Annotated in this window: 22 protein-coding genes; 3 read left to right on the forward strand and 19 right to left on the reverse strand. The window is 42.5% G+C overall.

Going from position 1 to position 22,770, the window contains the following annotated elements; all coding sequences use genetic code 11:
* Window positions 1-12: 12 nt before the first annotated feature.
* The 8 genes from LCM09_RS06405 to LCM09_RS06440 all read right to left on the reverse strand — a co-directional run bounded on the left by LCM09_RS06405 (window position 13) and on the right by LCM09_RS06440 (window position 7,343).
* Window positions 13-447, reverse strand: coding sequence for a DUF3899 domain-containing protein (locus tag LCM09_RS06405; RefSeq protein WP_224879693.1), 435 nt, complete (start codon window positions 445-447; stop codon window positions 13-15).
* Window positions 447-2,045 (reverse strand): peptide ABC transporter substrate-binding protein, encoded by a 1,599-nt coding sequence (locus LCM09_RS06410; RefSeq protein WP_224879695.1) that lies wholly within the window; start codon window positions 2,043-2,045, stop codon window positions 447-449. The genes LCM09_RS06405 and LCM09_RS06410 overlap by 1 nt, the downstream gene beginning before the upstream one ends.
* On the reverse strand, window positions 2,026-3,036 hold the full coding sequence (locus LCM09_RS06415; protein ID WP_224879697.1) for an ABC transporter ATP-binding protein: 1,011 nt from the start codon (window positions 3,034-3,036) through the stop codon (window positions 2,026-2,028). Before LCM09_RS06415 ends, LCM09_RS06410 begins: the two co-directional genes overlap by 20 nt.
* Window positions 3,033-4,058: an ABC transporter ATP-binding protein gene (locus LCM09_RS06420; protein ID WP_224879699.1), complete on the reverse strand. Its 1,026-nt coding sequence runs from the start codon at window positions 4,056-4,058 to the stop codon at window positions 3,033-3,035. The genes LCM09_RS06415 and LCM09_RS06420 overlap by 4 nt, the downstream gene beginning before the upstream one ends.
* A gap of 13 nt (window positions 4,059-4,071) precedes the next feature.
* On the reverse strand, window positions 4,072-5,013 hold the full coding sequence (locus LCM09_RS06425; protein ID WP_224879701.1) for an ABC transporter permease: 942 nt from the start codon (window positions 5,011-5,013) through the stop codon (window positions 4,072-4,074).
* Between the two features lies 1 nt (window position 5,014).
* Window positions 5,015-5,941 carry an ABC transporter permease gene (locus tag LCM09_RS06430; RefSeq protein WP_224879703.1) on the reverse strand — a complete coding sequence of 309 codons (927 nt, stop codon included), beginning with the start codon at window positions 5,939-5,941 and terminating at the stop codon, window positions 5,015-5,017.
* A 21-nt stretch (window positions 5,942-5,962) separates the two neighbouring features.
* Window positions 5,963-6,811 carry a M55 family metallopeptidase gene (locus LCM09_RS06435; RefSeq protein ID WP_224879705.1) on the reverse strand — a complete coding sequence of 283 codons (849 nt, stop codon included), beginning with the start codon at window positions 6,809-6,811 and terminating at the stop codon, window positions 5,963-5,965.
* A gap of 73 nt (window positions 6,812-6,884) precedes the next feature.
* Window positions 6,885-7,343 carry an Lrp/AsnC family transcriptional regulator gene (locus tag LCM09_RS06440; RefSeq protein WP_224879707.1) on the reverse strand — a complete coding sequence of 153 codons (459 nt, stop codon included), beginning with the start codon at window positions 7,341-7,343 and terminating at the stop codon, window positions 6,885-6,887.
* A gap of 201 nt (window positions 7,344-7,544) precedes the next feature.
* Here LCM09_RS06440 and LCM09_RS06445 point away from each other — a divergent pair, with 201 nt between their 5' ends.
* Both LCM09_RS06445 and LCM09_RS06450 read left to right on the forward strand, forming a co-directional pair.
* Entirely contained in the window at window positions 7,545-8,705 is a 1,161-nt protein-coding gene (locus LCM09_RS06445; protein ID WP_224879709.1) for an amidohydrolase, read from the forward strand.
* Window positions 8,706-8,918: 213 nt separating this feature from the next.
* Window positions 8,919-9,404, forward strand: coding sequence for a hypothetical protein (locus LCM09_RS06450; protein WP_224879711.1), 486 nt, complete (start codon window positions 8,919-8,921; stop codon window positions 9,402-9,404).
* 52 nt (window positions 9,405-9,456) lie between these two features.
* Here LCM09_RS06450 and LCM09_RS06455 read toward each other — a convergent pair whose 3' ends face one another.
* Window positions 9,457-9,894, reverse strand: a complete 438-nt coding sequence (locus LCM09_RS06455) for an HIT family protein (RefSeq protein WP_224879713.1) — start codon at window positions 9,892-9,894, stop codon at window positions 9,457-9,459.
* A gap of 348 nt (window positions 9,895-10,242) precedes the next feature.
* Between LCM09_RS06455 and LCM09_RS06460 the strand changes: the two genes are divergently transcribed.
* Window positions 10,243-10,389, forward strand: coding sequence for a BH0509 family protein (locus tag LCM09_RS06460; RefSeq protein ID WP_224879715.1), 147 nt, complete (start codon window positions 10,243-10,245; stop codon window positions 10,387-10,389).
* Between the two features lie 74 nt (window positions 10,390-10,463).
* Here LCM09_RS06460 and murQ read toward each other — a convergent pair whose 3' ends face one another.
* From murQ to LCM09_RS06510, 10 genes are all read right to left on the reverse strand, one after another.
* The gene (gene murQ / locus LCM09_RS06465; RefSeq protein WP_224879717.1) at window positions 10,464-11,363 is read right to left on the reverse strand and encodes an N-acetylmuramic acid 6-phosphate etherase; all 900 of its coding nucleotides are present in this window, start codon (window positions 11,361-11,363) and stop codon (window positions 10,464-10,466) included.
* A 13-nt stretch (window positions 11,364-11,376) separates the two neighbouring features.
* Window positions 11,377-12,342, reverse strand: a complete 966-nt coding sequence (locus LCM09_RS06470) for an N-acetylglucosamine kinase (RefSeq protein ID WP_224879719.1) — start codon at window positions 12,340-12,342, stop codon at window positions 11,377-11,379.
* 1 nt (window position 12,343) lies between these two features.
* Window positions 12,344-13,168: a carbohydrate ABC transporter permease gene (locus tag LCM09_RS06475; protein WP_224880121.1), complete on the reverse strand. Its 825-nt coding sequence runs from the start codon at window positions 13,166-13,168 to the stop codon at window positions 12,344-12,346.
* A 10-nt stretch (window positions 13,169-13,178) separates the two neighbouring features.
* Window positions 13,179-14,129: a carbohydrate ABC transporter permease gene (locus tag LCM09_RS06480; RefSeq protein WP_404800784.1), complete on the reverse strand. Its 951-nt coding sequence runs from the start codon at window positions 14,127-14,129 to the stop codon at window positions 13,179-13,181.
* A 19-nt stretch (window positions 14,130-14,148) separates the two neighbouring features.
* Window positions 14,149-15,417, reverse strand: a complete 1,269-nt coding sequence (locus LCM09_RS06485) for an ABC transporter substrate-binding protein (protein WP_224879721.1) — start codon at window positions 15,415-15,417, stop codon at window positions 14,149-14,151.
* Window positions 15,418-15,421: 4 nt separating this feature from the next.
* Window positions 15,422-16,432, reverse strand: a complete 1,011-nt coding sequence (locus tag LCM09_RS06490) for a serine hydrolase domain-containing protein (RefSeq protein WP_224879723.1) — start codon at window positions 16,430-16,432, stop codon at window positions 15,422-15,424.
* Window positions 16,425-17,279, reverse strand: coding sequence for a MurR/RpiR family transcriptional regulator (locus tag LCM09_RS06495; RefSeq protein ID WP_224879725.1), 855 nt, complete (start codon window positions 17,277-17,279; stop codon window positions 16,425-16,427). The genes LCM09_RS06490 and LCM09_RS06495 overlap by 8 nt, the downstream gene beginning before the upstream one ends.
* A 151-nt stretch (window positions 17,280-17,430) precedes the next feature.
* The gene (locus LCM09_RS06500) at window positions 17,431-18,708 is read right to left on the reverse strand and encodes an exo-beta-N-acetylmuramidase NamZ family protein (RefSeq protein ID WP_224879727.1); all 1,278 of its coding nucleotides are present in this window, start codon (window positions 18,706-18,708) and stop codon (window positions 17,431-17,433) included.
* A gap of 58 nt (window positions 18,709-18,766) precedes the next feature.
* The gene (locus LCM09_RS06505; RefSeq protein ID WP_224879729.1) at window positions 18,767-20,851 is read right to left on the reverse strand and encodes a glycoside hydrolase family 3 protein; all 2,085 of its coding nucleotides are present in this window, start codon (window positions 20,849-20,851) and stop codon (window positions 18,767-18,769) included.
* A gap of 24 nt (window positions 20,852-20,875) precedes the next feature.
* Window positions 20,876-22,555, reverse strand: coding sequence for a serine hydrolase domain-containing protein (locus tag LCM09_RS06510; protein WP_224879731.1), 1,680 nt, complete (start codon window positions 22,553-22,555; stop codon window positions 20,876-20,878).
* Window positions 22,556-22,770 lie beyond the last annotated feature (215 nt).

Raw genomic sequence — 22,770 nt, forward strand, 5'->3', positions numbered from 1 at the left:
ACCTAATTGTTTTTACATAAGTAAAAAAACACCTGCTACCGAGATCCCAGTAAGCCCTGTACCTACTCCTAGACACATAAGAATGCCACTTAAAAGGACACGATCCTTCCAATCTGTAAATCGATAATCTCTATTCACCTGTTCATCCACTCGTTCCATCGAACGCGGACGGGGTACGATCATGCGATGGATTTTTGAAAATCCTTCAAACAACAAATTCAAGAACCCTGTTTTTAACACAAACAATCCAGTCCCAATTGTTAACGAAATGATTCCCCAATAAAATGAACTGTTAATAAAGTGAAGAACGTCATCACCTTGAACAAACCAAAAGGTTGTTGCTAAAAGCAGTGACGCTAGAAAAGCTAGTCCATATTTATGCACTGCGCTCATCCTTTCAAATAAAGGAAGATCCACTTTCAGCAGATCTTCCTTCTTTTCAATCATTATTTCTTTTCAGCATAGCGTAGGTCTGGGTATCTGTTAACAGGATATACAATACCCTTATAGGCTTCTGATGTTAAGAAGTTTTGTGAGTAATGGTAAACAGGCATAAACGGCATATCTTCCATTAACACATCCTCTGCCTTATGCAAAAGCTCCATTCGCTTTTCTTCGTCCTGAACCATTTTGGATTCAGCGATAAGTGAATCGTATTCTTCATTCACCCAGTTCGTACGATTGTTAGGGCTATCCCCCAGGTAGTATTCTAGAATTGGAGTCGGATCAACATAAACGCCAATCCAGCCCATACGCGCCATCTGGAAGTTTCCTTGTTTTGTAGTATCAAGGTACGTTTTCCATTCCTGGTTATTCAGCGTAACGTTCACACCGAGATTCTGCTTCAACATCTCTTGTACACCTTCAGCTATTTTCTTGTGGTTATCAGAAGTGTTGTACATGAGTTCGACTGATGGCAGTTCGCTCCATCCTTCTTCTTTCTTAGCTTCTTCGATCAATTGTTTCGCTTTATCAAAGTCCTCTTCGAAGTACTCCCCACTTTGTTCTCTGAAGTCACCGTTCGGCGTATCGACGCCTTCTGGTACAAAGCCGTAAGCCGGTGTTTCACCTGCTTGTGAAATATCTTCAGTGATCGATTCACGGTCAATCGCCATCGCAAAGGCTTTTCTTACTTTCTCATTTGTAAACGGTTCTTTATCCACGTTGAACATATACATATATGTTCCAAAATAAGGAGTAATCTTGAAATCATCGCTTTCTTTCTCTGAAGAAATGACGTCGATCGGAAGCGTATGAATCATATCGAGCTCCCCTGATTTGTACATTTGATAATATGTTGTTGCATCGTTAACCATCTTCCAAGTGATTTTCTCCATGTTAATGGAATCTTCATCCCAATAAGAGGCGCGTTTCTCAATCGTGAGCTCGTTGTCATGTTTCCAGCTCGTCATCTCATAAGCACCGTTACTAACGATCGAATCTGCTTCTGCTGACCAGTTTTCATCTCCTTCAACAACAGATTGATTTACAGGGTAAAACGTCCAGAAAGAGAGAAGTTTCTCGATGAAACCTGTCGGTGCATTTAGCTCGACTTTTAGTGTTTTATCGTCCACTGCTGTAATACCGACATCCTCAACAGGACCGTCCCCTTTATTATAAGCTTCAGCACCGCTGATGTAATACATATAGAAAGCAAAAGAACTTCCTGTCTCTGGATTTAATACACGCTTCCAAGCATATTCAAAATCTCCTGCAGTGATCGGATCTCCATTTGACCACTCTGCATCTTTCAGTGTGAACGTGTACGTAGTGTTATCTTCTGATACTTCGGTTTTCTCTGCAAGAGCAGGCTCAATTTCCCCATTCTTATTCTTCCTGTAGAGCCCTTCAAATAAGTGATCGAGCACCCATCCTGATGTCGTATCTGTTGCTAGAGCAGGGTCCATGGAAGGAGGCTCGCTCATTGCATTGACTGTAATTTCCTGCTTTCCTTCTCCATCTCCAGAAGCTCCTTCCCCGCCGCATGCTGCAAGAAATGGAACGACAGTTAACACCATGATCAAACTATAGATCAACTTTTTCATTCGTTTCTCCTCCTTCATTCGTTTCTCCTCCTTCATTCGTATAAAGATGACATGCTACCCAATGGTTTTCCTTTGCTTCTCTCCATTCAGGAACAACTTCACTACAAACATCCATGGCATGAGGACACCTTGTTCGAAAACGACAGCCAGACGGAGGTGAGATCGGACTCGGTAAATCACCTTCTAGCATGATCCGTTCTCTCTCACTTGCTTCTTTCGGGTTCGGAACAGGTATGGCGGAAAGCAACGCCTGAGTGTAAGGGTGAAGCGGCTCATCGAAAAGTGAGTCACTATCTGCGAGCTCCATCAAGTTTCCAAGGTACATCACGCCAATTCGGTCACTGATATGTTTCACCATTCCTAAATCGTGAGCGATGAACAAATACGTAAGGCCTTCCTCTTCTTTTAGATCTTCCATAAGATTTACAATTTGCGCTTGAATGGACACATCGAGAGCTGAAATCGGCTCGTCTGCAACGATGAAGTCAGGCTCAACAGCTAACGCTCGTGCGATCCCGATCCGCTGGCGCTGCCCCCCACTAAATTCATGCGGATAACGCTTTGCATGCTCAGCGCTCAATCCAACTTTTTCTAAAAGTTGAAAGACTCGTTCCTTTCGCTTCTTTCCTTTCAGAAGTCCATGCGCATCAATGCCTTCTGCAATAATATCCATCACACGCATGCGTGGATTAAGAGACGCCTCTGGGTCCTGAAAGATCATTTGCATCGTGCGATTAAGATCACGAGCATCTTTTCCTTTTACAAGACTCGTGTCATTTCCGTTGTAGACGATGCGACCATCAGTGGCTTGATGAAGACCAACGATCGTTCGCCCAAGCGTTGATTTTCCACTGCCACTTTCTCCAACTAGTCCAAACGTTTCACCTTTTTTTATGAAGAACGAGATATTGTCTACGGCTTTTAAGGAATCATTGCGTCCAACATTAAAATATTTCTTCACCTGCTGCACTTCTACTAACGCATCACTCATACATCGCTCCCCCCTGCTGCAACAAAGTCTTTTGCATTCGGTGCCCTCGTATCGTTCAACCAGCAACGTGCCTGGTGTGTGTCAGACGTCTTAATAGGGTCTGGCATCTGATCGAGACAAATCTCCATCGCGTATTCACACCTTGCGGCAAATGGACACCCTGCCGGAGGAGCAAATAAATCTGGAGGAGAACCTTCAATAGGTACGAGACGCTCCTTCTCATGCTTTCCTTTCTCATAACGCGGCACGGACTTTAGTAAGCCCCATGTGTAAGGATGGTTTGGTGTTTCGAAAATTTCTTCCACTTCGCCACTCTCCACGATTACTCCTGCATACATCACCGCAACACGTTGGGCAACTTCTGCAACAACACCTAAATCATGTGTAATGATCAAGACCGACGTTCCAAGACGCTTTTGAATATCTTTTAATAAATCGAGAATTTGAGCCTGGATCGTAACATCGAGAGCCGTTGTCGGTTCATCTGCAATCAAGAGTTTTGGTTCACAAGAAAGTGCCATCGCAATCAACACGCGTTGCCTCATTCCTCCACTAAGCTCATGAGGATACGATCGATAGCGCTCCGCCGGGTTAGGAATTCCCACTAGATCAAGGAGCTCGATGGTTCGGTCATGAATCTTAGACCTTGAATAATCGGTATGCTTTTTTATCGTTTCTGCGATCTGTGAACCAATCCTCATCGTGGGATTAAGAGATGTCATGGGGTCCTGTGAAATTAAACCGATATCGGACCCTTTCAGCTTCTGCATCTCTTTCTTCGACAAGCCTAATAGTTCTTTTCCGTTAAACGTAACTCTTCCACTATTAATTCTGCTAACCTTCTTCGGAAGGAGTCCCATGATCGACTGAGCCGTTACACTTTTCCCACAGCCGCTTTCTCCAACAATTGCGAGCACTTCGCCCTCATCGATATGAAAGTCAACGCCTCGTACCGCCTTCACTTCCCCGCCGTACGTTTTGAATGATACTTTCAAATCATTAACATCAAGTAATCGACTCATCTATTTCCCCTCCTTATTCCTTTGACTGAGGATCAAGCGCGTCTTGTAATCCATCACCGAAGACATTGAATGCAAACATCGTTAATGAAATCATGAATCCTGGGAAGAACAACCTCCACCATTGGCCGGTGAGAATAACGCCCAGCGCATCGTTCGCCATTGTTCCCCAGCTTGCAATCGGAGCTTGTACACCAAGTCCGATAAAACTTAAAAATGACTCTGCGAAAATCGCCTGAGGAATCGTAAAGGTTAAATTCACGATGATAATCCCGATCATATTTGGAAAAAGGTGACGCAAGATGATCTTCCTGTGAGGTGTTCCAAGCTTTTGAGCGGCAGCGACGTACTCCTGCTCTTTCAGCTGCAGAATCTGCCCTCTTACGATTCTTGCCATTCCAACCCAGCCTGTAATGGAAAGGGCGATGATAATCGTCCAAAGACCTGGCTTCATAACAACGAGGAGCAAGATCACAACAAGAAGGTACGGAATGCCATAGAGGATCTCAACGATTCTCATCAAGAAACCATCGACCTTATCACCGAATTTTCCTCTCCCAGCCATATAGCCGGAGATTCCACCGACGATTAAACCAAGGATCAAATCGATAATGGCGGCAGCAAGTCCGATCGTTAACGAAATTCTTGCCCCATACCAGGTTCTCGCCCACATATCACGTCCTAGAGAATCTGTCCCAAACCAGTGCTCTGCTCCTGGTGCCATATTCTTGGCTGATAAGTTCTGGTCAGAATAGCTATACGGCACGAGGTGAGGACCGATTATCGCAAGGATCGTAATGATGACAAGGAGACCGAGACCAAGAATCGCAAGCTTGTTCCGCATGATTTTAACCGTTGTTTCTTTCCACTGACTCATGCTTGGTCGAACGATTTTCTCCTGTTGAAAACGACTTCGATCTACAGGGCGAAATAACGTTTCTTTATGCTGCTCAGCCATGTTACTCCCCCCTGCTTGTTAGTTTGATTCTTGGATCTACGATTCGGTATGAAATATCAACAAGGAACAACGTTACGATCAGAATCGTACTGAAGAAAATCGTCGTTCCGAGAATAACCGGAAAATCACGGTTGAAGATGCTATCTACGAAATACTTTCCGATACCTGGAATCGCAAAAATCTTTTCAATAACAAATGTTCCAGTTAATAAAAACGCAGCAAGTGGTCCGATGAACGAAATGACAGGAATGAGCGCGTTTCGTACACCATGCTTAATGACGATTCCTGTAATAGCAAGGCCTTTTGCATCAGCTGTTTTGATGTAGTTCTGATTCATAACGTCTAACATGCTTGACCTCATAAACCTTGCGACGATCGCGAGTGGTGCCGTTGCTAACGCGACTGAGGGGAGAATAGTATGTTGCCATGTCCCCCATGAGGCCACAGGGAACATGCCCCACTTTACGGCGAAATAATTAATAAGCAGTGGTGCAAGGATAAAACTCGGAATCGATATCCCAATTATGGCAAATGCCATTGCCGCGTAATCGAGAATGCCATTATGATTGAGCGCAGCGATGATACCGAGAAGCAGTCCAAAAACAAGTGCGATTACGAGTGATTGAAGACCAAGTATGGCTGAGGCAGGAAACCCATCTGCAATTAGCGTATTGACGTCTCGCGTCTCAGATTGAATGGAAGGTCCGAGATCAAATTGGACAAGGTTTTTCAAATATAAGATGTACTGCATAGGTAACGGCTCATCCAAATTAAATTTCGCCCGCATGTTTTCAAGAACTTCTTCAGGGAGCACGTCCGCATCTGAAGCGAAAGGATCCCCAGGTATCGAGTGCATAATGATAAAGGTGAGTGTGGTGATCACCCAGATGGTTAAAATCATCGTGAGGACCCGCTTAAAAATGTACAATGATGCCCCTCCTTTTAGTGGTTATGTATTTACTGAGCCTAACACTCCGTTTGTTGATGTCATCGCAATGATGATTAGACCCCACATCTGCTTGTAGGCTGTTACATAGTCATCACAAGTAAATCGAATTGTTTTCGGTCCTATCTTCTCAACAGTTGGAATGGTCGTTGTCATCAAAGCCTGTTGAGGACCTTTAAACTCAATTTCAAACGTAATCGGTCCATCGACTACGTAAGGAGTCCTTTTCTCTGCATGTCGAACAGCAACTTCAGCTTGCTCTCTTATTAAGCGTCTCGCCCTAACAGGATGGATTAACTCAGCTGCGAATCGGTCGATTCCAGTTTTCACGATAGCTGATTCAATGTCTGGGAAGGTTTCTTTTACTTCTGCTACATAAGTGTCATCTCCTGAAACAAAGATTGGAGGTACTCCGAAGGCTCCTGCAACACCCGAATTTAGCTCTGTTTCCCCAACTACCTTGTCATTGATTTTCATTTCACCAACGCAAATTCCAGCGAGAGTGTGGCTGATTACTGTCTCATTTGCACCTGCTTCACGACCGTGGTGACCGATGAACATCACGCCGTCAAATGTTTCATCAAGTCCCTGCATCTGACACATCACGCGGTTGTTACCAGAAACCAATATTGCTCGCTCATCTAGATCTTCCACGATGATGTTCGACATATTGCCATGTCCATCCGCCACAACTACTTCAGTGGCCCCTCCATTGAAGGCCCCTTCGATTGCCGCATTTACATCAAGAGTCATAAGCTTTCGAAAACGTTGATACTCGCTCTCTTTTTTCAACTGAACGTTTGTCGCAACACCCGATATGCCTTCCATATCCGCAGAAATAAAAATCTTCATTACAATCATCTCCTTCAATTTTTATCTAAATATTCAGACATATAATCCTATAAAAAAAGAGCGAGAGCTCTTTTTATAAATATTCAAACGTATTTTTAAACACATCCATCTGCACCATCACGTTCGTTGCTGTCACATGTTCAATAGATTGAACAGTGCGCACCGTTTCGTTGATTTCTTCGTAGTCTCGGACGTTGATTTGTGCAAGTAAGGGATACTCACCAGAAATCGTTGTAATAAAGCGAACCACTCGAATGGTTCTGAGTCTTTCAATAACATCATCGATGTGTTGAGGAACAACCTTTAATTGAATAATTGCTCCCATCTTAATGCCGAGTGTGATCGGATTAATAACGCCAACAACTTCGAGGATGTCGTTTTCCACCATATTGTTGTACCGTGTTCGAACAGTTTTCTCCGTTACGTTAAGCTGATTTGCGATTTCTGTGAATGACATTCTGCCATTCTTCGATAAAAACTTAATAATACTGCGATCAAGATCATCGATAAGATCTGTACCAATTCTACTCAATTACAATTCCGCCTTTCAGTCGTAATAGTTATAATTACTTATGTACTTAGACCTAATCATAATACATTACGACTATTTACAATACTAATACTTTGTTTTAGTATGTGAATTAGTAATTTAAAGAACAGTATAAATATTCTAATAATTAATTTCAAGGGTTATTTAGAAAAAATTTCTATTTAATAAAAGGAGATTACTCATATGAAACTTTTTACGAATGCAACAATCGTCATTGGGAATGGTGAAGTTCTTGAAGAGGCAAGTCTTCTGATCGAGGGAAAAATTATTCGCCAAGTTGGGGAGGTTTGCATAGACTCTAGCAATATTGATGTGATCGATGCGAAAGGAAAGGTAATCACTCCTGGTTTGATCGATGTGCATACTCACCTCGGCGTGCATGAAGAAGGCATCGGAGCTGAAGGTCACGATTTTAATGAAACAAGTAGTCCACTTACACCAGAAGTACGAGCGATGGATGGCATCAATCCAGCAGATAAAGGATTTGAAGATGCAAGACGTGCGGGGATCACAACTGTTCAAGTGCTTCCTGGAAGTGCGAATGTCATTGGTGGCGAGATGGTTACATTGAAGACAGCGGGTACCATCGTTGATCAAATGGTCATTCGAGAACCTTCAGGAATGAAAGCCGCTTTTGGAGAAAACCCGAAGCGCATCCATGGTCATAAAGGAAAAGCGCCTATCACAAGAATGGCTATCGCCTCCATGTTTCGCCAGGAATTGCTCAAAGCCAAGCACTATATGATGGAAGTTGAGAAAGAAGAAAGCGTAGAAATAGACCTTGGTTTAGAAAACTTAGCAAAAGCGCTTAGAAAGGAGATTCCAATTCGCGCTCATGCGCACCGAGCAGATGATATTGTTACACTTATACGCCTTGCCAAAGAATTCGATTTAAATATTTCGATCGAGCACTGCACGGAAGGTCATCAGATTAGCGAATTTGTGGCAGCATCAAATGCTCCAGCTGCAATTGGTCCTACCCTCTCAACAAGAAGTAAAATCGAGCTTGCTGATAAAGGGTGGCATACTGCTGGTATTCTTGCGAATGCTGGAGTGCCTGTATCGATTACGACGGATCATCCTGTTGTCGGAATCGAAAATCTTCTGCAAAGCGCTGCCCTTGCAGTTAAGCATGGAATGAAAACAACGGATGCGTGGAAAGCCATCACCCTGCAAGCTGCTAAGCATTTAGGTGTGGACGACCGAGTTGGATCGTTAGAAGAAGGAAAAGATGCGGACTTTGTTATTTGGGGCGGCGATCCTTTTGATACCAGAAATGAAGTTGAAGTAACGTATGTTAATGGGGAAGTCGTGTATGAGCAAGAATTTTTAAAGGAAAAATGATAAATCTTCACAACATAACGTTTTAGTTTGTAGAATGCGGGTATATACCTAATAATAATATTAGTTACGAATGCTAGACAGCCGCATAATTGGTGGAAATGAGCTGGACAATTAGAGCTAGACATAAGCCAAAGAGGACTAGGTGTGAACCCTGGTTCTTTTTGGCTTTTTTTATTTCACTAACTAAAAAACTTAAGCAAAAGGAACGACGTTATGTTTGGAATCAGTGATTTTCTCAAATTATTATTATCTGCTTTTATTATTTTGCCAATGGTTTCGATCATTAGAGAAGGTGGCTACTTATTAACGAGCTATTTTCTTGGCGCAAAAAATTCTAAGGTCGTAATTGGCTGCGGCCCAAGAATTTTCAATATAGGAATCTTTGAATTTCGCAAATATTATTTTATGTATAGCTGGTGTAGCTACGATAACTTAAGGTATAAGGAGAACTGGGCACAAATCCTGGTGTATTCTTCACCTATTGTTGCGAATATTGCTGTAGCGCTTATTGTGAATTTTTCACTTTCCTTTGGATGGATCGGTATGAAGGATTTCGGGAAACAATTCATTTATTATGCCTTTTACTTTGTGCTATTCGATTTATTGCCAATCTATTATCCTGATGGACAACCAAGCAATGGACGAATCGTGTATGAACTTATTAAATATGGGAAATTCCCAGAGTATGAGAAAGAATAGGGGGGTTAAATAAGAAGGGGAATTGATGCTTTTCGATCGTTCCCCTCTGCACCTATTGATGAATTTCAACTAGTTCAGCAATAGCACCACTCAATTTTCTTTTTGTCTCAGCTAACTTCGCTTCATCCTCAATACACACCTCTCCGTCTTCGATGTAAAATGTTGAGAACGACTGATTTTCGTACCTTGGTACAACATGCATATGATAATGCGTCAGCTCATTGAAAATACCACCGTTTTGACAAACCGTTATTCCATCAGGAGCATATACGTTCTTAACTGCTTTGGATAGGAGAATCGATGCTTTCATAACCGCAGTTGCTGTATCTTCATCAAATTCATCTACGTCATGAAAGTGTTTTTTGGGCAAAATCATGACATGGCCTTCGTTGTATGGTTCATGATCTAACAAACAACTTACAAAGTCATTTTCATAAACGATATGCACTGGTTCTTTTTTATTGGCCAATCGACAACCTAAGCAAATCATTAAAGCACTTCCTCTTTTTTGTGATTTTGGTAAATTTTAATAACCATAGTTTATCATTTCTCTTAAAAAGAAACATTGACTATAAAATTTGTGAGTTTAGATGTTTGGTAGTCCATTCATTTCTATACATATCACTAAGCCTTTATTACCACAAAAGGAACAAACGTTCTCTGTTTTACTTCTTTTCATCTGAACGAGCACTCACTCTCATCACAATTTCACATTGGTTACATACGATATATCTCGAAACGGTATTGTATTGATCTCATTTCGAGATTTATAATAGTGTTAACAAATTGAAAGCGGTTACAGTAGCTGTCCCGCTTAAAAATACAGGGAGGATTTACAATGAGCCAGAAAGCAAGAAACCAATTTATTGAACGTTTAACGACCAAAACGACAATGAATAGGGATGACGTTCTGAGCATGTCCGACGCAGAAATCGAATACTTCCACTGGCTCTATTTTGATGAATCACCGATGGATTTAATGTAATAACGGTTCCACCCCCTGCAAGGTTGCAGGGGGTGGAATTTTTTTAACTTGGTGCCAGGCACGTACCTGACCCACTACTCCACATCTCTCATTAATTCTGCTAAATTACCATTTTTCTTCTCTAACACTACCTTCGCTTCTTCAACGTTAACTCCTAGTAACAGCATGACAATGGCAACTCTCACATCACCGCCTGCTTTTTCACTAGCTCGACTCGCTTCTACTTCATCAACACCTGTGATTTCCTGAATGATTGAAACTGCTCGTTTACGGAGTTTCTCATTTGAAGCTTGAACGTTGACCATCAGGTTTCGATAAACCTTTCCAAGCTTAATCATCGAAGCTGTCGTAATCATATTCAGTACCATCTTCTGCGCTGTACCTGCTTTTAAACGAGTCGATCCCGTGACCACCTCAGGTCCAACCGGTACTTCGATCGGGTATATAACTTTCTGTGATAATAAGGACCCTGTGTTGCAAGCAATACCCGCTGTTGGGATTCCGAGGTTGGATGCGGCATTAACTGCACCAAGCACATACGGCGTTCTTCCACTTGACGCTATTCCGATGACCATATCTTTACGAGTCACGTGTTTATGAACATCTGCTGCACCTGCCTCAGCGCTATCTTCTGCTCCTTCGATCGGAAAGCGAAGAGCTCTGTCGCCACCAGCAATAATACCATTCACAAGGTCATGCGGAACTCCAAAAGTTGGCGGACATTCTGAAGCGTCAAGGACGCCGAGACGACCACTCGTACCAGCTCCGAAATAAAAGAGTCGACCACCACTTTTCATGATTTCAACAGCTTGATCGATGACCTTCTGGACCTGGGGTAAAGCCGCCTTCACTACAGAAGGTACGCGTTGATCTTCTTCATTCATTAGCTCGATGATTTCTAACGTTGAAAATTGATGAAGTTGTTCTGATTTTACGTTTCTCATTTCCGTATTCATGTCGTTCACATCCGTCATATCTGTACCTCCATCAGGTATAGCTGTCCTCGATCTTATTATAGGACGACGTTAGATTTTTTTTCATTCTTTCAGTGATTAAACTATTTGTAAGCAAGGCACAAATACAAGCACCTACAGCTGGTGATAGTTCTGGATAGATGACCTTCAATTTTGCAAAGCTCTTTTCTAGCTTTCTTTCAAACGTTTCTCTGAAAAGCTCTGACTGAAATAGCCCTCCACATAATACAATCGATTTTGTATCATCATGTACCACCTTCACTAGTTTCAACAATGCTTCACAAGCATCATCCAAGATCCTTAAAGCTATAGGGTTATGTTGTTCCCCAAGCATGATGACACACTTTGCTAGTGACGCGATCTTCAATCTAGGGTACCCGTCTTCATAAATACTCGTAATGATTTCAGAAGCGTTTTTCAATGTTAAAAAAGATAGCATGCTTCGTACAAAAGCTTCATCCTTCTCTCGTATGTTGTCATGCATCTCAGTGAGAACATTTAGCGCCTGTCTTCCAATCGCATAGCCACTTCCTCCGTCTCCAAAAAGGTAGCCCCACCCTCCCGCACGAATAGAAGGTTTGTTACGACTTATCGAGTATGCGATCGAACCCGTTCCAGCGATGAGCACGGTTCCTTCCAATGAGAATGTGCCACTTGCAATGGCACCATAGGCATCGTTCGTAACGGTTATCATTCCACTGAATTCTGGTAAACTTTCAAGAAGCCACGTTTTCCAACGTTCCTGGTCCTCCACTCGGTCGCCTCCAGCTGTCGATACATAGATGGCTTCAATTTCAGGTTTTACGAGGTTACACGTCAAGGCTTTCATGACCTGTTGTATTTCTTTTCGAACCTCTTCTACTGAACGTGATTTGATATTCGTCGACCCAGCTACGCCTTTAGCAATGAGTCTCCCATCGTGATCACAAAGGAACGCTTCTGTCTTCGTACCGCCACCATCGATTCCGATATAATACATGTTATTTGATCGCACCTTGTGTGAGTCCCTCCATAAATTGTTTTGAAGCAATGAAGAATAGGACGATCATCGGTAATGAAGCAAGTGTAAGACCGGCAAAAAGGGCTCCCCAATCAGCTGAATACTCACCGAAGAGTGACAGCATCCCGACTGGTATCGTTCGTTTTAAATCATCTGTAATGAAGATCAACGGAAAGAAAAAATCATTCCATGATTGAATAAATTGAATGATCATCACTGTTCCAAGTGCTGGTCTCATAAGAGGTAAGACGACATTCCATAGGATGCGAAGGTTTCCAGCTCCATCGATTCTCGCAGCTTCTTCTAGTTCCCGTGGCATCGTTCTAAAGAAGCCTGTCAGTATAAGAACGGAGAGCGGTATTCCTGTTGCCACATACATAAAGATCAATGACCAGAGTGAGTTTAATAGCTGTAGATCTTTCATCAAAATGAAAAGAGGGACGATTCCTAGTTTGATCGGAAGCATCATGCCCATTAGGAAGAAAAAGAAAATCATGTTGTTCCATACAAACGTAAAGCGCGCGATATAAAATGCCGCAAGAGAAGACGTGACAAGAATGAGCGCCACAGACACCACACTAACGAGAACACTGTTCATGAAATATGTCATGAATGGCACTTGTTCAAGTAAGCTTTTATACGTATCTAACGTAAACGTCTCTGGTAACGAGAGTGGGTTCGTAAAAATCTCCGAACTTGTTTTGAAAGAAGATAGAATCATGAGTAGGATTGGATAGATGCTGACAGATGCAATTAAAAATGCAAAAACGTAGTAAAAAGGCTTCGACCAGATTGAATGCTTCATCATATCCCTCCTATAGATCCACTTGTTTTTTCTGCATATATTTCAGATACAGCGCTGTAAAGAATGAGATGAAAATAAATAACACGACAGCAAGTGCTGAACCGAGACCTACCGCTGTGGTCGATCCACCAGCTGATCCGCCAAAGGCAAGCCGATAAAAGTATACTGCGAGCGTATCAGTAGAATGATAAGGTTCTCCTTGTGAACCTTGCATCGCATAAACGAGTTCAAAGGCTTCAAACGACTGAATGAACGTTAACACCGTCATAATCATGATCGATGGCACCATCAGTGGCAAAACAATGCGTCTGATCATCGCAAAACCAGCTGCCCCGTCAAGTTTCCCAGCCTCAAACAACTCTTTTGGAATCGACTGAAACCCTGCAAGAAAGATCAGTACGCCAAATCCGAGTCCGTACCAACAATTGACGAGAATAATAGAAATGAGGGCCGTATCAGGATCACCAAGCCATGCCTTCTCGAGATCTTCTAATCCGACTTTTTCTAGAATCACGTTCAAAGCACCGTAGTTTGGATTCAGAATTAGTTTCCATAAGAAGCCAACAACGATGACTGAAAGAAGACGCGGTAGGAAGTAAGCGATCTTCAGAAACTCAGAGCCTCGAACTTTTTTATAAATAATATAAGCAAGAATAAAGGCTAAACCATTCTGAAAGATCATCTGTAAAACAAAATACAGGATGTTATGACCAAAGGCATTCCAAAACAGATCCGAGAAAGGTTGGAGCGTGAATAGATCTTTGAAATTGTCGAGTCCAACAAACTCCCCTCTAACGATGCCTTTCCAATCAAAGAAACTGTATGTAAGTGCAGCAAATAAAGGGTAAACAATAAATAGCCCATAAATAATCAAGGCGGGAATAGGGAAAAGGTGAATCGTCAACCTTTTCCAGTTCCGTTGCTTTTTCAATGTCAGTGGTTTATGCATTGCTGGCTTCATATTCTCCGCCCCTTCCTTATTATTTCAGAGGTTCATACCATGACTTCGCACTATCTTGTACAGCGTTTGCAACTTCCTCTGGAGAGCGTTCGCCTAAGTACATGCCCTGAAGTTCTGTTTCAATCGTAGCTTTCGTTGAGGGATTACCACCTGCGAAATGAACAAGCATCATGTATGGTGTTGATTGTTCTTCTACCGCTTTTCCAAGCGAATTTACAAGCTCATCATCCGACTCAATTCCAGGTATCGCGCTGATCATTTTAAATTCTTCCGTGAACATCGTGCCGAACTCTTCTGTCGTCATAAATTGAAGGAATTTCTTTGCAGCATCTTTATTTTCTGAATTTGCATTGATTGCATAGGAACCATCTACCCATGTCGTAATTGTTGGTTCCTTGCCGACTGCCGATGGCATCGGGAAGAAACCTAGTTCCAATTCAGGGTTCATTTCACGAAGCACTTCGATTTCCCAACTACCTAGCGGGAACATCGCAGCATCACCTGTAAAGAACATCGTTCGTATATCCTCCATCCCAAGACCTTCATAATTTTCAGGGAAGAATTGTTTTAACTCATCCAATGCTTCGATCGAGCTTTTGAACTCATCACTAGTGAATTCAGTTTCTCCTGCCGTGATGTTGTCTACAAATTCATTTGCTCCGTAGTGTGCAGGGCCGATAATACCGTGAGCAAGTGATAGGAGCCATCCTTCCTTCGTTCCAAGAGAAATAGGCGTATACCCTTCATCTTGTAACGTCTTGTTCAATGTCATGAACTCTTCCCACGTTTTAGGCTCCTCAAGACCTACCTCTTCGAAAATTTTCTTGTTGTAAAACATTTGTGTCGTACTGATGTTTAGAGGGACACCATACTGTTTATCGTCTGTTCCTTTTGAAGCAGCAAGCGTTTCTTCTGGATATTGATCAAGACCTTCAAGTCCATCGAGGGGCTCAAGGTATCCTGCGTCAGCTAGTTCAATTCCCGGGGTATAAGGACGAAGATGAATAATGTCTGGACCTTCTCCACTTTGAAGAGCTGTATTCAAAATCGTGTTGTATTCTGTGTTTTTAGAAGGCTTAAATTCTACATTGATGTCGGGGTATTCCTCATTGAATTTTTCGATGACCTTTTCATAACTTGCCTTGTCTTCTGTTCTCCAACTGCCGATCGTTAACGTTGTCCCGTCTTCACTTCCACCATCACTACCTGTGTCAGAGCTGCTACAAGCAGAAATAACAAGAATTAACGATAAAAACGCCACAAAAGAAATCGCTTTCATTTTCTTCATGCCATTACTCCCCCTTAATAAAATTTGAATGAATCAATGAATGTAGATAAGGTCGAATCACTTTCATATTATGTTTTCTCCCATAGTGAACGATGTTCGTCAAAAAAGTTACAACGAGTTTCTCTTTAGGATCGATCCATAAACTTGTTCCTGTAAAACCGGTATGACCGAAGCTCCCTATCGACCACCTCCCACACGAAAGCTCAGCTCCTTTGCCACTCCACACTTCAAACCCAAGTCCGCGATTACCAAGCACATGTTCCCGGGCTTGCCAAATTCTCTTTTCCTGTAAGACGCTTTGCTGTTCCGGATAAAGAAACATGCTTCCGAACTTTCCAACATCAGAAGCAGTTGAAAACAGTCCTGCACTTCCACTTTCGCCACCTAGATGAAGGGCTTTTTCGTCATGAACTTCTCCTTGAATATAGGAGTCACCATAAGCCTCAGTCGACGCGATTGCATCGCCAGCTGGGTGAAATTCGGTGAATGAAAGTCTCCATGGCCGATAGAGATACGTTTTTGTAAAGGTTGAAATCGGTAAGTTGCTTATTTTTTCGATCACCTTTCCAAGTAAAATCATCCCGGAGTCGCTATAAAGGACTTTTTCACCAGGTTTATGGACGAGAGGCAATGCAACGATCTCATCTAATACCGGTCGCCACTCGCTCCTTTTCATATGGTGAAGGTCAGCTGGGAGGCCACTCGTGTGTGTAAGGGCGTGTTCAATTGTAACGTCTCTATGCTTGAAATCTGGTATGTAGGTCTGAATAGGATGGTCTAATTCTAATGAGCTGTTATCGAGTAGCCAGAGAATCGAAGGTAAGGTGGCCATCACTTTTGTGAGAGAAGCTACATCAAATTTTGTGGATTTCGAAATGCTAGCTACGTTGTTGTGACGATTACGATACGTGCCATAGGCTTTGTGAAACACTGTTTTTCCTAGATGTTGAACGTGTAGAGTCGCACCTGGCAATTCATTGTCTTTGACGAGTTGGTGTACATATTGATCAAACATGCTTCTTCAAATGCTCCACAGCTTTTCGGGTGCGCTCGAGTGCAACTACACTTTCATTGTAGTTGCGGCTTGTTAAACCCACGTATAAAATATCGATCACATTAAGCTGCGAAATGCGTGAACTCATCGCGCCACTTCGAATGCTCTTTTCTAGTGAACTAGTAAATAGCTTGATATCAGCAAGCTGAGAGACAGGATTCGTTCCATATTTCGTAAGCGTGATTACGGTCGCACCGTTTTCTTTAGCAATAGATAATGATTGAATAATATCGTTCGTTTGACCAGAATACGAAATGCCAAACACGACATCTTCCTCACTAAGGTTTGCGCTAATCGTCCCTTGTGAGTCATAATCTACTGCTGCTTCACACCATCGATTGATTCTAGAAAGCTTTTGTTTGAAGTCGTGCGCGATCAACCCAGAGGCACCAATGCCATATAATGCGATCTTCCTTGCTTTACCAAGCACTTCGATTGCCTTCTCAACCTCATCTCGTGAAAGAACGGAGAGTGTATCATTGATGGATTGAATGTTGTTGTTCGATATATTAGCGATAAAAGAATCAACGGTTCCATCGATCGAAATTTCCTGATAAGAATTACTGCTCTGTTTCGTAGCAAGGTCTCCAGCAATTCGAAGCTTCAATTCTTGAAAACCCTTATAGTTAAGCGTTCGAGAAAGACGAATAATCGTAGCTTCACTCACTTCTGTCCTGTGCGCCAGCTTTTGAATAGAGAGGTTGATCACTTCTTCTGGACGGTTAACAATGTATTCTGCGACTTTTCGTTCGGAAGGTTTAAGAGATGCCATAGACTCTTGAATACTGATTAATCCTCCGTTCATCATCTTACCTCCTTTCTAAATGAGTGAATTTTCTAATAAGTTTATTACAGTGTATCAAGTTTTATTTATTATTTAAACACTATTTACGAAGTTTTATTACAATCATATAAAGAAAGCACCCGCGAACGCTTACCGCGAGTGCTTTTTTCTTTGTTTAGTATACTAAATAGTCTTCTCTTACTTCTTTAAAGTCATCAAGATCTTCTTCCCATTTCTCCTGCATCTCTTCAACACTCTGTCCTTCCTTTATCGCATCTCTGATCCAGCCATTTCCAACAAGGTAGTCGAAGAATGAGATGCCGTTACTATATTCAGCACGGAACTCGAAGTCTGCTGGATAGAGGTCATGGATTGTTTTCACTAGGTGTAATCCCGTCATGACAGGCTTGAATTCTTCCTTATCAGTAACGTGAATCTGAACACCATGTGTTAATTTCCCTGCGTGTTTCGAGAAGGATGGCGTATAAGATGCTGCTCTAAAATCAACCCCTGGAAGTTCGAGACGATTAAGCTCTGACGCTAATTCTGTTGAATTAATGAACGGAGCACCAATTAGTTCAAATGGTTTTGTCGTTCCGCGTCCTTCCGATACGTTTGTGCCTTCGATGAGGGCAGCACCTGGATACACAAGAGCCGTATCTAACGTAGGCATATTTGGAGATGGCAACACCCACTCAAGCGGCGTATCATCATAGTACATGTCTCGGTCCCAGTTTTTCATTTCGACAACCGTGAGATCTGCGCCGATGCCAAATTCGTTGTTGAATAGTTTCGCAAGCTCCCCAACCGTCATACCGTGACGGAGTGGAATTTCATACTTTCCAACGAAAGAAGAATACTCATCATTCAAGACTGGCCCTTCAACCGCTTCGCCTCCAAGTGGATTCGGACGGTCTAGAACGACAAATTTGATATTATTCTCTTCTGCTGCTTCCATCGCATACGCCATCGTATAGATGTACGTATAGAAGCGTGTTCCAACATCTTGAATATCAAAAAGTAACACATCGATTCCCTCTAGCATTTCAGGTGATGGCTTCCGAGTTTCACCATACAGACTGTATACCGGAAGTCCGGTCTGTTCGTCTGTGTAATACTCCACATATTCACCGGCTTGCGCACTTCCTCGCACTCCATGTTCAGGGCCATAAAGAGCAGTGAGGTTCACATCAGGATCGTTATGAAGACGATCAACAATGCTAGTTAATTCTTGATCAACGCCCGTTGGATTCGTGATCAAACCAACATTCTTCCCCTCGATCAATTGTTTCTCTTCATCTAATAGTACTTCTACTCCGAGTTTAAAATCCTTCTTATGCTTATTTTTATCATGACCATACTTATTTCCTTTTCCATTATCATCAGCAAGGGCTACCGAGATTGTAGACATGACAAGAACAGACATCAAAATCATGACGAACCATTTTTTCATACGTGAAACTCCTCCCCCAAGGAGAGAAGAGAGGTAAGAGCTCTCTTCTCATATTAGTTTAGTAAGTTAGACCATGACCGAATGGATAAAGAACTTCATTTTCAACACCTGGAATCGTAACAGGTAACTTTCCAGATGGTGCATATTCACCAAAGATCGTTGCGGCTGTTGCTTTAAAGCTAGCTGTCCTAAACCCGTATTGTGCAATGTAACCATCGATCTCTGGATAAGCCATAATATCGTAAGGGTTTCGAATCCCTACCCCGATTACAGAAGCATCTGTCGTTTTCAGTAAATCATTAACCATCTTCATCTGTGGATGTTCTTCTGAGCGAGTTCCAACGCTGTACGTATACGTCCCAACGATAATTCGATCTGCCGATTCAACTACTTCGCGCTGATCTTCGTTCAGTTTGTAGTTTGAATCAAGACTGATTACGGTTGTATTTGGATGATACGTTTTCACCGCTTCTCCTAAAGAATCAACAAAGCTTCTCCCGATCACGACAATTCGTTCATCACTTTGTTTAGTAAGAGGAAGGACATCTTCATTTTTTATTAGCGTAATCGATTTTTCTGCTGCTGCTTTTTCAACAGCCTTATGCTCGTCTGACCCAACTGTTTTTAAGGCTTCTTGGATTTTGTCTTCAACGTTTTCTTTACTCTCCGATTTAATAATCCCTCTTTTTACTTTCAAGGTTAAAATTCGTTCGACTGACTCCTCGATGCGTTCTTCTGAAATCTCCCTTGAACGAACCGCATCAAGTAATCCACTCGCTACTTCAGGTAAACCAACAGGCATCAATACAATATCCGTTCCAGCTTTCACAGCGCGTATCGCAGCATCTACCGAGCCAAAATGCTCCACGATAGCCCCCATGTTCATCGCATCAGTAATAATGACTCCATCATGACCCATTTCTTCACGCATAAGTCCAGTCAATACTTTTTCAGATAACGTAGCTGGCAGGGAAATTTCCTCCCCATCTTTTTTGGATATTACCTTCGTGTCATCGATTTTCGGAAAAGTAACATGAGCTGTCATCACGGCATCGATTCCTGCATCCATAGCCTGTTGAAATGGGTATAGTTCAACCTTTTTCAAACGTTCCTTATCATGAGGAACTTCTGGTAATCCAAGGTGGGAGTCAACCGCAGTATCTCCGTGTCCAGGAAAATGCTTCGCTGTGGCGGCAACACCAGTTTCCTGAAGTCCTTTTGTATAAGCGATCGCATGACCAGCGACAAGCTCAGGATCTTCACCAAATGAACGTACACCTATGACAGGATTATCAGGATTATTATTCACATCCATCACTGGTGCAAGGTTCATATTGATACCGAGTGATTCCAGCTCTTCGCCTATGACACGGCCAACATCGTTGCTAATCTCTTCAGATCGAGCTGCACCCAGTGCCATGTTTCCTGGCATATCTGTACCTGACTGAAGTCGCGTCACAATTCCACCTTCCTGGTCGATTGTCATCAACAAGCCATACTTCTCAGAAGCTTTTTGGTAATCAGAAACAAGTTTTGCTGTTTGCTCAGTGGTGACCACGTTTTCTCGGAACAAAATTACGCCACCTAGATGATAGTCCTTTACCTGTTGCTCAATCTCAGGAAGCATTTCCGTTACGTTTTCAGCATTCCATTTCCGATAATCTGGCATCAGCATCTGTCCAACTTTCTCTTCAAGCGTCATGCCGTTGATCGCATTCTGGATAATATCGTATTTAACTCCTTCCGCTTTGATGACCTTGGGAGATTTTGATGTATGGATGGCGATACGGTCTCGATCCTCACCATCTGAAACATAAATAAAGGTACGCCCCGGTTGGCCTGAAAGCGTCACGTTTCCATTTTCATCGACAGTCGCCACATTTTTATTAGAAGAGCGCCATGTTAACTTGTCTGACGTTTTCATAAAATGACCATCGTCATAAACATGGAGAGCGTGTAACTGAATTGTTCCATCTTCAATATCTGTTTTTGCTTCAGGGACATTTTGCATGATGATTAAATCTGTATGATTGTGCCCCTTATCCTTTTTAGCTTGAGCACTCCCCGGACTTATCAGTACTTGCGAAACGATCAAGACTAAGGTTAGTAAGAAAACAATCCGTCGCGTAAATTTTCTAGGCATTGCGTTTCCTCCTACGTAAAAGAATTAATATGAACGTTTTTCCCACTCGTCACTTGTGAAATGAAGTTGTTTACCGTTCAGTTTCATCTGATCAACGTACCAGCCTCGCTTATTTACCGAGGAGTCCGTATCATAAGAAAAGCGTATATAGGTTGTTTCTCCTGGCACAGTCAGCTCTTTCGTTTCCCAGCTATCACTATTACCAGTTACTATCGTGAGCTCCGTCCAATTCGTTCCATCTTCCGATACCTCAACTTTTCCTACATCATAGTTTGCTTCCAATTGATACCATGTATGAAAAGAAAATAAAGAATCTGTTTCTACGTCTACTTTAGCGATAAGATTCTTGGAAACATCGTCACCATATCCCGCAAACCAGGGATCAGCTTTTTTCGGCATAGCCACCGGAATAGAGTCTGCCACCTGTCTAGCAAAATCTCTACGCGTTGGGGATGTCGATACTGTTTCCCTCGTAGGATGAACCCTATTTGTTAATAAGATTGCAATCGTTTGATTCGAAGGACTTATGACAAGAGACGTTCCAGTGTACCCTGTGTGACCAAGCGTCGTACTCTCAGTCAGCGCATCCATGAACCAACCTTGCTGAAGTTCAAAACCTAGTCCGTGGTCATCACCCGGAAACTGGGGGATACGATTTTCGGTAAGGAGCTGGACTGTTTCGGGTTCAAGAATCTTCGTCCCACCATAACGACCTTCCATCAAAAACATGTGAGCGAATTTTGCGAGGTCCGAAGCTGTTGAGAAGACTCCCGCATGACCAGCTACTCCATCTAACGACCATGCATTCTCATCGTGAACCTCACCCCAGACTAGTCCTCGATTCGTCCACGGTTGGTATTCTGTTGCGGCAATACGGTCTTTTAACTCTGGCTCTGGATTGTATGTCGTATCATCCATCCCGAGTGGTTTCGTGATTTCTTGACGTACATAGTCATCAAGACGCATACCTGATAACGTTTCTACGAGGGCACCGAGTGTGATCATGTTGAGGTCGCTATATGTATACTCTGTACCTGGTTCAGACCTGAGCGGATATTGAAACACATATTGCATACGTTCTTCGCGTGTACCATCGATGGAATAAAGCGGAACCCAGGGCTTAAATCCTGAAGTATGCGTCATGAGCTGTTCGATGGTAACGCTTTCTTTTCCGTTCACAGCAAATTCCGGAATGTACTTAGCCACCGGATCATCGAGGTTGAACATCCCTTTTTCATAAAGTGTCATTGCAGCGGTTGTAGTGAAGATCTTACTGATTGAAGCTAAATCAAAAATGGTATCCTTTTTCATTTTCACAGGCTCGTCCATTTCAGTAAAAGAATTGTCTTTATACTGCGCTGCATATCCGTAAGCTTCTTCTTTTACAATATGCCCCCGCCTTGCCACAAACGTAACGGCACCAGGCATAACCTGTTTATCAATCGCGGTCTCTATGACCTCATCAATCTTGTTCAATGGATCAACGCGCATACCAGCTCCTCTAACAGAACCTTTGTGAAGAACCGGAGAAGTAGGTCCTGGTTCTCCCCATGTAGAGACAGGATGACGGTTCTTTGAAGACTGATGCTGATTATGCTTTCCTTCTCTTTCAATCGTTGGACCTTTCGCATCTACATGTGTAACTTGAAATAACGAGGTTACGAGTAACGTTGATAAAACAACAGACACCGTCTTTTTCCTCATGTGCTCCCCCTTTTTTCATATAAAATGCAAAACGATTAATCCACCCTCCTTAAAATGCTATCGAATCACTTCTATTTAAAGAGTAACGCTCTTCTGTTATAGTCGTCTATACCACCTTAGTACCGCTTCAGACAAGATGACGTGTTTTTTGAGGACTTTGTGACTATGAGGTTTGAATGAATTTTAAATATTGTGACATTTTGGTGCTGATTTTC

It is taken from the genome of Guptibacillus algicola (genome assembly GCF_020171805.1).
GTDB lineage: Bacteria > Bacillota > Bacilli > Bacillales > Guptibacillaceae > Guptibacillus > Guptibacillus algicola.